We start from the raw sequence: 12,626 nt of genomic DNA, 5'->3' as shown, positions 1-12,626 counted from the left end.
TATGAGACTTGAATCTATCCAATTTAAACATGTTGCTCTGTTTCATGATCTAAAGATCCAGTTTGAATATGATAAACAACCAATTACTTTAATTTTAGGTGAACAGGCAACCGGAAAAAGTATGCTGCTTAAGCATATTTATAATGCCTTAACATGGTTTCCAGCTCGCTTGAAAGATGTCCGTACTCCAGGCGTGGTTATGCCTGATCAAGACATTACCCTTTCTCGTTTGCAGTCTAAAATAGAAGTCAGTATTCATATTCCTTCAGAGTTTGGTCAACTCCCTGAAACAACTTCAGCACAGCAGACTGACACATCACTTTGTAGCTGGAAACTGTTTAAGACCTTAAATTCGAGTGGAATAGGCATGAGTCAAGTCGAAACTCAACAACTCGATCAAGCCATTGCACTTTATCATCAAGTAACGAGAAAAGACCCACTTCAAGGTCTGCCCTTACTTGCCTATTATCCATCTGAGCGTTTTGTTAACGATATAAGTTTGCTCAACAAAAACCTACCGGGCATTACCCAATCTATTTCTGCTTACGATATTAGTTTAATTCCATTTACAACGTTTACTCGCTTTTTTGAATGGCTACGTGAAATTAGTGATATTGAAAATGCGCAAGCAGCTCATGTTGTACAAAAAATTATTTCACAACAATCAAATCCAGAAGATCAGGACGAACTTTTACGCCGACTTCAAATCGAATTGGCAGGACAACCAAAGCAACTACCCTCACCAAACTTATACGCACTCAAATCAGCGTTAAAAACGGTTTTTCCAGAGCTTTCTGAGCTCTATTTACAATATCATCCAAAGCTTCAACTTATGGCGCATTACCAAGGTGAGGTTTTAACGTTTCAGCAACTTTCAAATACCACAAAAACGTGGATTGCTTTGGTAGGTGATATTGTTCGTAGACTTTGTTTACTCAATCCATTAAGCCTAAACCCGTGCCTAGAAGGTGAAGGAGTTTTGTTAATTGACCAGATTGATTCGCAATTAGATGCTCTGCATTGTTCTGAAATTTTACATCGTCTGCATCAAGCCTTTCCGCGTTTACAAATTATAGTGACGGGAAGCCGTGAAGAATTACTTGAACATGCAGTTACCTACCAATGTCTTAAATTAGAACATGGCAAGGTTACTCAACTTGATTTAAATACCACTCAACAGCAGCTTGAGCACCTTTATACGCTATTGCAAAGAGATGAAACAGTTCCTCATGTCGATACGCTACCGCTTGATACTCAACCTTCAATAACTCAAATCGACAGTTTGTACCAACAAATCCAAGGCTTAAATGAACAGCAAAAAATTGAATTATTACGTATGATTCATACAGGAGATACCTCGGAAGAAACTTCTTCTCTTTAAAACGTTATTATTCATTTAGTGTAATTTTTATAATAAAAACCTCATTCGCTAAATATACGATGAAATCTGGTTTTTAAGCTGAAAAATCACTAGATGTTGTTACCGCATGTAATAACATCAGATTTTTAATGATTTTTTAGTGTACAATAAATTTCATTTTGCGTTTTTATTATTCAAGTTGCGCAATACAACTTGTTTCTCGCTTTATTTTTCTAATTTGGTCGGGTTTTCAGAATATAAGCTTTGGAAATCTCTTTGAATTCCTATCTATTCTGAAATGAAAATTTCACCTTTAGGCTTCGGTCTAAATTATATATGGATACGAGTGTGCTACCGATAATTATCTTATTACCGTTAATATTAGGCACCACCCTTGTTTCATTGCTTCAACGGTTTTCACGTGGAGTAACGGCTTTAGGGGCAATCGGAGTCAGTTTAACCAGTTTTGGTTTATTACTGACTCAAGCTAAAACAGTGCTTAGTGGTGCAAGCATTCAACAAAGTTGGGATTGGTTACCACAACTTGGGATTAATCTGAGCTTTAGACTTGATGCCCTTGGTTTATTATTTTCTCTTCTTATTACCGGTATCGGTACACTCATTTATATTTATGCCTATTACTATTTAGGCCCTAAAAATTCACTAAGTAAACTATATTTATTACTCATGCTGTTTATGGCAGCTATGTTGGGTATTTCTCTTTCCAATAATTTAATTATTTTATTAGTCTTTTGGGAACTTACCAGTATTTCATCCTTCTTATTAGTAGGTTACTGGAGTCATTACGAAGCAGCCCAGCGTGGCTCACGTATGGCACTTACCATCACAGGAATGGGTGGACTCGCTATGCTAGGTGGATTTGTCTTATTAGGACAAATCACAGGTACCTACGAAATTAATGACATTGTCGGAATGAAAGATCTCATTCAAAGTCATCATCTTTTCGTTCCAGCGCTTTTACTTATTTTACTCGGTGCTTTTACAAAAAGTGCGCAGTTCCCTTTCCATTTTTGGTTACCCAATGCAATGGCTGCACCCACTCCGGTGTCGGCTTATTTGCACTCCGCAACCATGGTTAAGGCTGGTATTTTCTTATTAGCTCGTCTTGCACCTATCTTTATTGGTGCCGCGCTTTATCACAACATCGTTACTTTTGTAGGCCTATTTACGCTCTGTATGGCTGCATGCTTTGCAATCTTTAAAGAAGATTTAAAAGGACTGTTAGCCTATTCAACCATTAGTCATTTAGGTCTGATTGTCTGCTTGCTTGGTATTGGCTCACCTTTAGCTGTTGCAGCAGCGGTTTTTCATATTATTAACCATGCAACATTTAAAGCTGCGCTGTTTATGATTGCAGGGATTATTGACCATGAAACTGGTACACGTGATCTTAGAAAGTTAAGTGGGGTATGGCAATTACTGCCGTTTACCGCAACACTTACCATGATTACTGCAGCATCAATGGCAGGTGTTCCGCTCACCAATGGCTTTATTTCGAAAGAAATGTTCTTTACCGAACTGTTAGCAAACCTTTCAGGTTCAACGGTTATCTTTGCCAGTATTATTGCGACTCTTGCAGGTATTTTTGCAGTGAGTTATTCAATCCGATTAGTACACGGCGTGTTCTTTGACGGTCCAATTGGTAAACAAGTACCAAATAAAAATGCGCATGAACCACCAATTGGCATGCGAGCACCAGCCATACTACTTGCAACACTCTGTATTTTAGTGGGTATTTTCCCATCCTTACTGGTCGAGCCTTTAGTTAACAGTGTGACACGTGCAAGTCTCATGCAGCCTGATTTTGCAGGAACTCATCTTGCGATCTGGCATGGATTCAATGCACCTTTAATCATGAGTATTATTGCCTTAGTGGGCGGTACACTTTTCTATTTTGCTTTAGCAAAAGGCGGCATGATTCGTAAAATTGACCTCGATCCAAGACTTGGTCGCTTACAAGGTCGTATTTTATTTGATTTGTTTTTAAAACATTTATTATTAACTAGCCGTAAAATCAAACAAAAAACTGAGAATGGTTCCTTACAAAGTTACCTGTTCCTCATCATTGCTTTTAGCATCATCATGGTTACCCTGCCTTTAATCAATCAAGGGCTTACAACAGGTACCCGTGAACTGACACATGCACCATGGATTGCCATTGTTCTTTGGCTAACATTATTCTCTGGTTGTTGGATGATGCTCTGGTTTCATCATGAGCGTATCAAAGCAGTACTCATTAGCGGTGCAATTGGTCTTGTGGTTACCATGGTATTTGTCACCATGTCGGCACCAGACTTAGCGTTGACTCAAATTACAGTCGATGTAGTTACTACTGTATTACTGTTAATGAGTTTATCTCTACTTCCCCAACTTACACCGTATGAATCTCTTCGTTCTCGACGTTTAAGAGATGCAGCTTTAGCAATTATTGGTGGTTTAGGTATCGGCTGGATTACGTGGCTCATTTTAACTCGTGATCACAATTCAATTTCATGGTTCTTTGCGCAGCAGTCTTTACCACTAGGTGGTGGTTCAAACATTGTAAATGTCATTTTAGTCGACTTCCGTGGCTTCGATACCTTCGGTGAAATTACTGTACTCGGCATTGCTGCGATTGGAGCACTTTGCTTAATGGATGGTATGCGGGTACACGGTACCACCATGACACAAGGCCTCACCTATCGTTTTAACCCATCTCCACTGATGTTCCGTATTACGGCATCATGGGTACTGCCTTTAGCACTTGTCGTAAGTGTCTACATCTTTATGCGCGGACATAATTATCCTGGCGGAGGCTTCATTGCAGGTCTAATTACCTCAATGGCGCTGATTATTCAGTACATTGCTTTAGGTCAAGATCAAGCGGAACAAATGCTAAAAGCACAATCTGGTCGTCTATACGAAGTCTGGATTGGTTCGGGTTTAACAATTGCAGGCTTAACTGGTATTGCTGCATGGTTCTGGGCACGTCCATTCTTAACTAGTGCTCATGTCTATGTTGAGTTACCAGTTTTAGGAAAACTACATCTGGCTTCAGCAGCGAGCTTCGATTTGGGTGTGTATATCACAGTGGTAGGTGCCACGATGCTACTTATCTCTGTATTAGGGGACTCTCGCCACTCGAGTATGTCTGGTCCTGTACCTCATGGGGAGAAATCATCATGATCAGTTTAGAATTCTTACTGGCCTCTGCCATTGGGTTACTTGTTGCGACAGGCATTTATCTCATTTTGCGTGCACGGACATTCCCTGTTGTATTGGGATTAGCCGTACTCGGTTATGCAGTTAACCTATTTTTGTTTGCGATGGGCCGCTTACAAGTGAGCTCACCTGCAATTTTAACTGAAACGACGAATATTACCGACCCACTTCCTCAAGCACTTGTTTTAACTGCGATTGTTATCGGCTTTGCGACTACAGCATTCATTGTGCAACTAGCATTACGAAGCCGTTATGAATCAGGTAGTGATCATGTTGATGCTAAAGAAGATATTTCCCCAACATACGACCCACGTGAGGATGAGCCGTGATGTTTGATTTTTTATCTTTTTGGCAAGCAAATACACCTATTTTCAGCATCCTCATTCCTGCTTTTACTGGTTTTATCTTATTACTTTTAGGTAATCCTGGCGCTGGCGCATTGAAAGAAGATTGGCGACAACCTTGGCGTCGTGGCATTAGTTTAGTCTCAGCAGTTGCAGGCTTAGCCACTGCTGTTAATTATCTTATTGTTGCAAATACCGGACAAATTACGGTTTATCAGTTGAGTGAGTGGTCAGCTCCTTTTGGTATTGTCTTGGTACTCGACCGACTCTCTGCCTTTATGCTGGTTTTAACCTATGCATTAGCAGTTCCAGTTCTATGGTATGCCAGCGCAAATTGGGATACACGTGGACGCTATTTCCACGCCATATTCCATTTTCTTTTAATGGGGTTATGCGGAGCATTTCTTACAGGTGACTTATTCAACCTGTTCGTTTTCTTTGAAATTTTGCTTATGGCATCTTATGTCCTGCTGCTACATGGACAAGGGAAGCCACGATTTCAACTTGGCGTACACTATGTCATTATCAATCTTTTAGCCTCTGCCCTATTCTTAATTGGCCTTGGTATGATTTATGGCAGTGTAGGCAGTCTAAATATGACTGACGTTTCACGCCTTTTACCAACTTTAGATGCAGACCAGCATAAATTAGCAGTTGCTGGTGCCCTACTCTTATTTGTTGTATTTGGTATTAAAGCTGCCATGTTACCGGTTGGTTTTTGGCTACCAAAAACTTATGCCGTTGCAAGTACGCCCGTTGCAGCAATTTTTACCATTATGACCAAAGTGGGGATTTATGCCATTTTACGTGTCAATGGAACAGTATTTAACGATGTAATCAGTCAGGAAATCTTTAAAGGTTGGCTCCTTCCAATTGGTTTAGTCACTTCTTTATATGGTGTGATTGCAGCAATTGGTGCAGATCGTCTCAGACGTTTTGTTGGTTTTATGGTGCTGTCTTCGATTGGTACTCTATTGACCGCAATAGCAATGTCAAACACGCAAGCATGGTCAGGAGCATTGTTCTATCTCGTACACAGTACACTGATTGGTGCTGCGTTTTACCTGTTCTGTGGCTGGATGACTTCACAACGTGGTGACTTTAAAGATCACTTAAAGATTGCTCCAAGAATCAAGCAAGAAAAAGCAGCGATGCTGACTTATTTTTTAATTGCAATGATGCTTGCCGGGTTACCGCCTTTTAGTGGCTTCTTTGGGAAAGTATTTATTCTACAAGCGACTGTTGAAACTGCATATCAAGGCTGGATCATTGGAGTCGTGCTTGTTGTAAGTCTATTAAGCATTATTGCGTTAACACGTATCGGGTTTATTTTATTCTGGAGAGCTTCAGTACCAGAAGAAGACCCAAAGGATCCTGCTTATGTGAGTTATCAAGCTCTACCTGTAAAAGCACCACCACGTAATGATTCAGTCATTTATATTCTGCTTGCAGGCTTGATCACTTATGTAGTGTTTGCTTCACCCGTATTGCACTATACAACTGGTACGGCTCAACAAATTCAAAACCATGCGCTCTATCAGCAGTCTATTCTTAAGACTGACCAAAATGGCGAAACTATTAGTGTTCAGCCTTATGACTCATCTTATTTACCAGAAACAAAATATGGTGGAGAAGTTGAAGATCATAATGCCTATCTCGTTCCTGACATTATTTCTAAAGACACTTTTAACGGTGAACATATTTCCGAATATAAGCGCCGCCAAATTCAGCAGCAAGAAAAATTGCTAACACCAACGATTGCTGATGAAAGTCAACTGAAACCTATGGAGCCTTAACAATGCAGCTATCTAAATTGCTTGAACGTTGGTTCCCACATCCATTTGTTTCTTTTTTGATTATTATTTTCTGGTTAATGCTCTCGCATAGTCTTGATGCCAGCGACCTACTTATGGCTGTAATTTTGGGTCTTGTGATTCCGCGTTTAGTCCGACCTTTTATTACCAGAACACCGCACATCCATTGGCAACCAGCAATAAAACTATTTTTTGTTGTACTTTGGGATATTGTTATTTCCAATTTTCGTGTTGCAAAGCTGGTATTAGGGCCGCCTAAAAAATTACATCCTAAATGGTACCGTGTGCCTTTAGAAACGGAACATGAACAGGTGAATTCGTTACTGGCAATGATTATTACCACAACACCGGGAACTGTCTCAGCTGGTATTGATCAAGAGCGTGGTGATATTCTGGTGCACTCACTCAGTACAGAAAATACCGAAAGTGATGTGCAAGACATCAAACAACGCTATGAAGCTCCGCTCATGGAGATTTTTGATGTAAAAAGCAAATCGGAGGACAACATATGACCATCCTACCTTATGCTCTTGGTATTAGCATGATTGCTATCACAGTCTCTATGTTGCTTTGCTTGTTTCGAATGGTGATGGGGCCATCAATTGTAGATCGTCTTTTGGCACTCGATACGCTTTTTCTAAATGCAACTTGTCTGATTGTTGTATTAGGTATCTATTGGACAACCACCTCTTTATTTGAAGGGGCATTATTGGTTGCCATGCTAGGGTTTGTTTCGACAGCTGCTTTGGCACGCTATTTCACAACTGGTCATGTGATCGATTAAAGGGAGGTCAAAATGCAATTTACAATGGAAATTATTGTTTCGATCTTTCTGGTTTTCGGTGCATTCTTTATGTTAGTTGGATCGATCGGAATGGTACGCCTACCCGATCTATTCATGCGCTTACATGCACCTACCAAATCGAGCACGTTGGGTTTAGGTAGCTTTTTAATTGCTTCAATGATCTTTTTTGCTTTCCAAGGCCGCTTTGGTTTTGCCGAACTATTGATCACACTTTTGGCTTTTATTACAGCTCCTGTTTCAGCCAATTTAATAGCACAAGCGGCACTACATCTACGCTTACGCTCACTCAGTGGTGAGGTTCCTGAAGCAATAGAACGTCCATTACCATGGGATCGTTATAAAATCGGACAACGCTTTTCACAGAATAAACCTCCGATGGATCCACCTAAACATTAAGTAAAATGTTGAATAATAAAAAAGCCACCCCAAGGTGGCTTTTTTATTTTGAGTTTTAATTACTCTTGGTCATCTGACTTACGTTCCGGTAAATCTTGTACCGCTTTTTCAATAAGACCAAACATATAGTTACCATATGCGTTCGTCTTATCGTAATGGAAACGTAAACGAGGCGTAATACGAGTTTTAATACGACGGCTTAACTCATGACGCAAGAAACCAGAAGCTTTATTTAATACATCTAAAGTTTCTTTATTTGCTGCTTCACTTTGTTCATCACCTAGCTCACGTCCCATAACAGTAACGTAAACTTCAGCATATCCCATATCCGCACTGACTTTCACCGCAGAGATGGTCACTAGACCACCTAAGCGAGGATCTTTAAGCTCTTGACGGATTAGCTCAGACAACTCGCGTTGTACTGAATCCGCCATGCGCTTTAAGCGTTGGCTACCCGCCATTAAAGACTCCGTTTAATCAATTGAACATCGTATACTTCAATCTTGTCTTGTACTTTGATGTCTTTATAACCTTTCACCGCAAGACCACATTCCATACCGGCACGAACTTCCTCAACCACATCTTTATAACGACGTAATGATTCAAGTTCACCTTGGAACACAACCACGTCATCACGTAATACGCGAATCGGTTTATTACGATGCAATGTACCTTCAAGTACCATACAGCCTGCTGCTGCACCAAACTTACTTGAGTGGAATACTTCACGTACTTCAGCAACACCCAAGATTGTTTCACGGTGTTCAGGAGCAAGTTTACCGCTCATAGCATCTTTCACATCATCAATTAATTCATAAATGATGCTGTAGTAACGAATATCGATACCGTCTTGGTCACTGCGTTGACGAGCAGCTGTATCAGCACGAACGTTAAAGCCTAACAATACAGCTTCTGAAGATTCAGCAAGAATCACATCAGACTCAGTAATCGCACCAACACCTGAACTAATTACACGAACTTTTACTTCATCAGTAGATAATTCATATAAAGCTGAATTTAATGCTTCTAAAGTACCACGTACGTCAGTTCTTAAAACAACATTCACTGTAGGAACGTCTTTTTTGCCCATTGACGACATAATATTTTCAAGACGCATTGCACTTTGACGGTCAATACGTTTTTGACGCTCACGGTCAGCACGAGCATCAGCAACTTCACGTGCTTTCTTCTCGTCATTTACAACAAGAACTTCATCACCCGCCATTGGAGCATCTGGAAGACCCAGAATTTCTACTGGAATAGATGGTCCTGCTGATTTAATTGGCTTACCGTTTTCATCAGACATTGCACGGACACGACCATAAGATGAACCTGCAAGAACAAGGTCACCAATATTTAATGTACCGTTTTGAACAAGAATAGAAGTTACTGCACCACGGCCTTTATCAACACGTGCTTCAATAACAACACCTTGCGCAGCACCTTCAGCAGATGCTTTTAATTCCATCAATTCTGATTGAATAAGAATTAAATCAAGGAGTTCATCAATACCTTGTCCAGTATGTGCAGAAACCTTAGCAATCGGAACATCACCACCCCATTCTTCTGGAACGATTTGTTTCGTTGTTAATTCATTTAACACACGGTCTGGATCAGCAGATTCTTTATCCATTTTGTTGATTGCAACAATAATTGGAGTACCTGCTGCACGAGCATGGTCAATTGCTTCTGCAGTTTGTGGCATTACACCGTCATCTGCTGCAACAACCAATACCACGATATCTGTCGCTTTAGCACCACGTGCACGCATTGAAGTAAACGCAGCATGTCCCGGTGTATCAAGGAATGTAATGATTCCTTTGTCTGTTTCAACGTGATACGCACCAATATGCTGGGTAATACCACCTGCTTCACCAGCCGCCACTTTCGAACGACGGATACGGTCAAGCAATGATGTCTTACCATGGTCAACGTGACCCATAATCGTAACAACTGGTGGACGAGTTGTTTGCTCACCACGCGCTTCTTCAGCCGCTTCAAGCAAGTTATCTTCCGCTTGTGTATCAGAAACTAGAACAGGGTTATGGCCCATTTCTTCTACAACAAGTGCTGCTGTATCTTGGTCAATCGCTTGATCTTGGTTAACCAACTCACCCATTTTCATAAGTGTTTTGATAACTTCACGTACTTTAATCGCCATTTTTTGAGCAAGATCGGCAACAACAATACTTGAACCGATTTCTACATCGTAGACTTGCTTTTTAACTGGCTTTTCAAATCCATGCTTATTTGCTTGGCTTGATTTTAAACCACGTTTGTTATGGTTAACGAAGCTTTGCTCTTCTTGACCACGACGACCGCCTTTCTTACCAGCACGCGGGTTAGTAGTTGCACCACCACGTTTAATTTCACGGTCTTCTTGCTTGAATGAATCTTCATAAGCTTGGCCAACAAGACCTGAAGCAAGTGGAGAATCATCAATTACGCGAATTGTTGTCGTTGTATCATCATTTGAATACTTAGACGCCATTTTGCGCATTTGTTCAAGTGTACGTTGTTGAGCTTCTTCAGCCGCTTTACGACGTGCAGCTTCTTCAGTTGCTTTTAACTGAGCTGTTTGTGCTTCGCGCGCTTTCTTTTGCTCTAAAGTTTCTGCTGGTTTTGGTGCAGGTTTTACTGTACCACCACCACGTTTTTTCACTACAACAGCAGCTTTAGGTGCTGACTGTGCAGCGCTATCTTGTTGGTGAGCAGCACGCATCGCATCTAAAGTTGCTTTTGCTTTTTGCTCTGTTTGAAGACGCGCTTTTTGCTCTGCAGTATCACGCGCTTGTTGATCTGCACGTGTTTTAGCTTCTGCTTCTGCACGCGCTTTAGCTTCTGCTGCAATTTGTTCTGGGTTTGGCTTAGCAAAAACCTGTTTTTTACGTACTTCTACGTTAATTGTTTTTGCTTTACCTGAAGTACTTGCAACTTTAGCGGTACTGGTTGTTTTACGTTTCAACGCAATTTTTCCTATGTTACCACTTTCCTGACCATGTACTTTTTTCAAATGATTGACCAAAGTATCCTGTTGTTCAGTGGTAATAATGTCGTCTGCTGTACGTTGAGGCAAACCTGCTTCACGAGCCTGTTCTAGGAGCTTCTCAACAGGACGTCCTACAGTGAGAGCTAACTCTTTAATCGACTTGTCCGTCATATTTCATCTCCTAGTTAAACCATGATTCGCGAGCTTTCATGATCAATTGACCAGCTTTTTCATGATCAAGACCTTCAATATCAGAGATATCGTCAGTAGCCTGATCTGCCAAATCATCAACGGTAATAATACCGCGAGCGGCAAGCGAGTAAGCGATCTCAGAAGTCATGCCTTCCATAGTGAGGAGGTCTGCGCTCGGTTCTTGAATATTTTCTTGCTGTTTCAAAGCATCAGTAAGAGCTGCTTCTTTTGCACGACTTTGCAATAACTCAACCAATTCAGCGTCAAGCTCAATTTCGTCAAAAGTTTCAGCAGGCACATAAGCAATCTCTTCTAAAGAAGTGAAGCCCATTTCTACCAATGCCATTGCTAAATCTTCTTCAATATCTAAACGTGATACAAACATGTCAAGATACTGTTGAGCTTCATTTTGCTGACGAGCACGATACTCTTCTTCAAGCATCATGTCGAGTTTATAACCAGTTAAATCAGAAGCCAAACGAACGTTTTGACCTTGTGAGCCAATCGCACGAGCCAATTGATCGCTGGTTGCAAAAATAATGTCGGCACTTCTTGCATCTTCATCAAGCACGATGCCTGAAACATCAGCTGGTTCTAATGCACTTGCAATGTATTGAGCTGGATCATCAGACCAAACCACTACATCAATACGTTCACCATTTAACTCTTGTTGCACAGCTTGGATACGCGTACCACGCATACCAATACACGCACCTACAGGGTCAATACGGTGATCATTTGTTTTCACTGCAATTTTAGCACGAACACCCGGTTGACGTGCTGCTGCTTTAATTTCAATAATTTCTTCAGAAATTTCAGGAATTTCTTTTTTCATTAAAGCAATTAACATTTCAGGCTTAGCGCGTGATAACAACAACTGAGCGCCACGACCTTCACGGTTAACATTATATAAAATAGCGTTTACACGTTGCTTTGGACGAAGAATTTCTTTAGGAATCATTTCTTCACGTGCAAGATAAGCTTCTGCGTTGTCGCCTAAGTCGATAATAAAGCCATCTTTGGTTTGTTTTTTCACTTCACCGTAAATCAACTCACCAACTTTAGACTCGTATGCATCAGCAACTAAAGCACGCTCAGCTTCACGAATTTTTTGTACGATAACTTGTTTTGCAATTTGTGCAGCAATACGACCAAACTCGATAGATTCCACTTCGAGCTCACGTACATCACCAATTGACCATTTAGATGGGTCAAGATCAGAAATCGCGTCTTGGCAAGCTGGCATTTCATGATCTTCATCTGCCACAACAGTCCATTGACGGAATGTACGGTAATCACCTGTTTTACGATCAATTTCTACACGAAGCTGAGCTTCTTCAGCATGTGTACCTTCGTAAAATCTTTTCTTCGTTGCAGCAACTAGAGCTTGTTCTAAAGCCTCGAAGATCGCTTCACGACTAACACCTTTTTCATTACTAACCGTTTCTACAACGGTAAGAATTTCGCGGCCCATAAGTCACCTACCGATTTCTTATATAATTTA

General features: G+C 40.8%; 10 protein-coding genes. 7 read left to right on the top strand and 3 right to left on the bottom strand.

All coding sequences use genetic code 11. The annotated features are described in order from the left end of the window. Position 1: 1 nt before the first annotated feature. The 7 genes from MSG95_RS12025 to MSG95_RS11995 all read left to right on the top strand — a co-directional run bounded on the left by MSG95_RS12025 (position 2) and on the right by MSG95_RS11995 (position 7,941). Positions 2 to 1,381: an AAA family ATPase gene (locus tag MSG95_RS12025; RefSeq protein ID WP_077164994.1), complete on the top strand. Its 1,380-nt coding sequence runs from the start codon at positions 2 to 4 to the stop codon at positions 1,379 to 1,381. A 315-nt stretch (positions 1,382 to 1,696) separates the two neighbouring features. Then, positions 1,697 to 4,546, top strand: coding sequence for a monovalent cation/H+ antiporter subunit A (locus MSG95_RS12020; protein WP_077164995.1), 2,850 nt, complete (start codon positions 1,697 to 1,699; stop codon positions 4,544 to 4,546). Further along, positions 4,543 to 4,911, top strand: coding sequence for a Na+/H+ antiporter subunit C (locus tag MSG95_RS12015; RefSeq protein WP_000624229.1), 369 nt, complete (start codon positions 4,543 to 4,545; stop codon positions 4,909 to 4,911). Before MSG95_RS12020 ends, MSG95_RS12015 begins: the two co-directional genes overlap by 4 nt. Continuing rightward, positions 4,911 to 6,722, top strand: a complete 1,812-nt coding sequence (locus MSG95_RS12010) for a monovalent cation/H+ antiporter subunit D (protein ID WP_324624785.1) — start codon at positions 4,911 to 4,913, stop codon at positions 6,720 to 6,722. Before MSG95_RS12015 ends, MSG95_RS12010 begins: the two co-directional genes overlap by 1 nt. A 2-nt stretch (positions 6,723 to 6,724) precedes the next feature. Beyond that, positions 6,725 to 7,252 (top strand): Na+/H+ antiporter subunit E, encoded by a 528-nt coding sequence (locus tag MSG95_RS12005; RefSeq protein ID WP_039251201.1) that lies wholly within the window; start codon positions 6,725 to 6,727, stop codon positions 7,250 to 7,252. Beyond that, on the top strand, positions 7,249 to 7,524 hold the full coding sequence (locus tag MSG95_RS12000; protein ID WP_077164997.1) for a monovalent cation/H+ antiporter subunit F: 276 nt from the start codon (positions 7,249 to 7,251) through the stop codon (positions 7,522 to 7,524). The genes MSG95_RS12005 and MSG95_RS12000 overlap by 4 nt, the downstream gene beginning before the upstream one ends. 12 nt (positions 7,525 to 7,536) lie before the next feature. Next, positions 7,537 to 7,941, top strand: a complete 405-nt coding sequence (locus MSG95_RS11995) for a Na+/H+ antiporter subunit G (protein ID WP_004699064.1) — start codon at positions 7,537 to 7,539, stop codon at positions 7,939 to 7,941. Between the two features lie 59 nt (positions 7,942 to 8,000). Here MSG95_RS11995 and MSG95_RS11990 read toward each other — a convergent pair whose 3' ends face one another. The 3 genes from MSG95_RS11990 to nusA are packed head-to-tail and all read right to left on the bottom strand — an operon-like array spanning position 8,001 to position 12,596. Further along, positions 8,001 to 8,402: a ribosome-binding factor A gene (locus MSG95_RS11990; RefSeq protein ID WP_002114836.1), complete on the bottom strand. Its 402-nt coding sequence runs from the start codon at positions 8,400 to 8,402 to the stop codon at positions 8,001 to 8,003. Then, a complete protein-coding gene (gene infB, locus MSG95_RS11985; RefSeq protein WP_077164998.1) occupies positions 8,402 to 11,101 on the bottom strand; it encodes a translation initiation factor IF-2 in 2,700 nt (899 codons plus the stop codon). Before infB ends, MSG95_RS11990 begins: the two co-directional genes overlap by 1 nt. Before the next feature lie 10 nt (positions 11,102 to 11,111). Then, on the bottom strand, positions 11,112 to 12,596 hold the full coding sequence (gene nusA, locus MSG95_RS11980; protein ID WP_004699068.1) for a transcription termination factor NusA: 1,485 nt from the start codon (positions 12,594 to 12,596) through the stop codon (positions 11,112 to 11,114). Positions 12,597 to 12,626: the final 30 nt, after the last annotated feature.

The sequence above is a fragment of the Acinetobacter sp. IK23 genome, from assembly GCF_035615275.1.
GTDB lineage: Bacteria > Pseudomonadota > Gammaproteobacteria > Pseudomonadales > Moraxellaceae > Acinetobacter > Acinetobacter seifertii.
The sequence above is the reverse complement of the archived record's forward strand: the minus strand, read 5'-3'. Positions and strand labels throughout refer to the sequence as shown.

Excerpts from the sequence above, each read along its gene's own strand:
- MSG95_RS12025 (WP_077164994.1), top strand. The coding sequence starts at position 2 with ATGAGACTTGAATCTATCCAATTTAAACATGTTGCTCTGTTTCATGAT.
- MSG95_RS12020 (WP_077164995.1), top strand. The coding sequence starts at position 1,697 with ATGGATACGAGTGTGCTACCGATAATTATCTTATTACCGTTAATATTA.
- MSG95_RS12015 (WP_000624229.1), top strand. The coding sequence starts at position 4,543 with ATGATCAGTTTAGAATTCTTACTGGCCTCTGCCATTGGGTTACTTGTT.
- MSG95_RS12010 (WP_324624785.1), top strand. The coding sequence starts at position 4,911 with ATGTTTGATTTTTTATCTTTTTGGCAAGCAAATACACCTATTTTCAGC.
- MSG95_RS12005 (WP_039251201.1), top strand. The coding sequence starts at position 6,725 with ATGCAGCTATCTAAATTGCTTGAACGTTGGTTCCCACATCCATTTGTT.
- MSG95_RS12000 (WP_077164997.1), top strand. The coding sequence starts at position 7,249 with ATGACCATCCTACCTTATGCTCTTGGTATTAGCATGATTGCTATCACA.
- MSG95_RS11995 (WP_004699064.1), top strand. The coding sequence starts at position 7,537 with ATGCAATTTACAATGGAAATTATTGTTTCGATCTTTCTGGTTTTCGGT.
- MSG95_RS11990 (WP_002114836.1), bottom strand. The coding sequence starts at position 8,402 with ATGGCGGGTAGCCAACGCTTAAAGCGCATGGCGGATTCAGTACAACGC.
- infB (WP_077164998.1), bottom strand. The coding sequence starts at position 11,101 with ATGACGGACAAGTCGATTAAAGAGTTAGCTCTCACTGTAGGACGTCCT.
- nusA (WP_004699068.1), bottom strand. The coding sequence starts at position 12,596 with ATGGGCCGCGAAATTCTTACCGTTGTAGAAACGGTTAGTAATGAAAAA.